1 protein-coding gene is annotated in these 2,121 nt (G+C 73.6%); it reads left to right on the forward strand.

Annotated features, from left to right (window positions below; all coding sequences use genetic code 11):
- Positions 1-2,121, forward strand: a 2,121-nt coding sequence (fxsT, locus tag AC5LUJ_RS17565; RefSeq protein WP_493465307.1) for an FxSxx-COOH system tetratricopeptide repeat protein, incomplete at both ends; no start/stop codon positions are given.

The raw sequence follows: 2,121 nt of genomic DNA on the forward strand, positions 1-2,121 counted from the left end.
ACCGCCACGGTGTGGGATTTCTTCGTGTCGTACACGCGGACGGATCAGCCGTGGGCGGAGTGGATCGCCGAGGCGCTGGAATCCGACGGGCACCGGGTGCTGGTGCAGGCGTGGGATTTCGTCCCGGGGTCGAACTGGCCGGCGCTGGTGCATGCGGGTGTGACACGAGGTGGTCGTCTGCTCGCGCTGCTCAGCCCGGCTTATCTGGACTCGGTCGGGGGCAGCGCGGAATGGCAGGCGATATGGGCGGCGGACCCGGCCGGGGACGACCGGCGGCTGATCCCGGTCCGGATCGCGCCGTGTGATCCGAAGCGGCTGGGGCTGGTGGGGACCCGCGGCTGGATCGATCTGACCGGCCTGTCCGGGCCGGAGGGCGAGAGCACGGCGCGTACCCGGCTGCTCGACGGGGTCCGGGCGGCGCGGGTGGGGCGAGTTCGCCCCACCGGCCCGTTGCCCTTCCCGGCCCGGGACGGTGACAGAGACAGGGAGAGCGCGGGAGAGAACGGTACGGCCGGGCGGGGGGCACGGTATCCGGGCCGGCCGCCGGCGGTCTGGGGGCTGCCCGCGCATCTGCCGCGTAACCCGCGGTTCACCGGCCGGGAGGGTGAGCTGGCGGAGCTCCGGGAGCGGCTGACCCGTTCCGGGCAGGCCGCGGTCGTCCCCCACCTCCCGGCCGGCAGGACCCCGCCGGCCGAGCCGGCGGCGGGGCGGGCGCAGGCGTTGCACGGCCTCGGCGGGGTCGGGAAAACCGAACTCGCGGTGGAATACGCCTGGCGGTTCCGCTCGTCCTACGACCTGGTGTGGTGGGTCGACGGGGAACAGCCCGCGCTGGCCGCCACGGCCCTGGCCGATCTCGCCGCCCGCCTCGGTGTCGGGGCGGCCGGGGACAGCGACGGCTCGATACGAGCGGTCGTGGAGGCGTTGCGGACCGGCCGGCCGCACGCCCGCTGGCTGGTCGTGGTCGACAACGCCACCGCGCCCTCGGACCTGCACGGGCTGATCGGCGCGGCCGAACAGGCCACCGACGGCCACCTCCTGATCACTTCCCGGCACCCCGACTGGGCGGGGCGGACCGGAACCGTCGCGGTGGACGTGCTGCCCCGCCCCGACGCGATCACCCTCCTGCGCAGCCACCTCCCTGGCCTGGGCGACACCGACACCGACGCCGACCGGCTCGCCCACGCCCTCGGGGATCTTCCTCTTGCCCTGGAGCAGGCCGGCACCTGGCTGGCCTCGACCGGCACGGGCGTCGACGACTACCTCACCGTGTTAGGGACCCAGGTCCGCGACATCCTCAGCCGTGGGGTTCCGGACCGCTACCCGACGGTGGTCGCCGCGGCCTGGAACCTGGCGCTGGACGCGATCGGCCCGGACGAACCCGCCGTTGTCGACCTGCTCCACCTGTGTGGATTCCTCGGCCCGGAACCGATCCCGGTCGATGTCTTTCCCAGCCTGGCCGGCCTGGCCGACCCGCTCCCACCGGACGAGGCGGACGGCCCGGCCGACCCGCGGCCGCTGGCCGCACTCACCGCGATCGCCGCGGCACCTGTCGCGTTCGGGGATGTGATCCGCCGGATCCGTGGCCTGGGACTCGCCACCATCGACCCCGGTAGCGGGACCAGCCCCAGCACGATCACACTGCACCGGCTCGTGCAGGCCGTCCTGCGCGACCACACCCCACCCGAGCAGCGACCCACCGTCCACACCACCGCCTGTCAGATGCTCACCGCCGCCCTGCCCGGGGACATCCGGGGGAAGCCGGACGGCTGGCAGCGGTGGCACCAGCTCCTCCCGCACGTCCTGGCCGTCCTCGACCCCCACCGCGGATCCCTCACCGTGGCGACCGGCACAACGACAGAAGCCGACACCACATCATGGCTGGCCGACAGAGCGGCGACTTACCTGGCCGAAATCGGACAACTCGACCCCGCCATCGGCCTGTTCGAGCAGACCCTCACCGACAGTCTGCGTGTCCTCGGCCCCGACCACCCCGACACCCTGGCCTCCCGCAACAATCTCGCCGGCGCCTACCGGACGGTGGGGCGGGTGGCGGAGGCCATCGACCTGCACGAGCAGACCCTCACCGACCTGCTGCGCGTCCTCGGCCCCGACCACCCCCAC

The organism is Protofrankia sp. CiP1_Cm_nod3 (assembly GCF_982290655.1).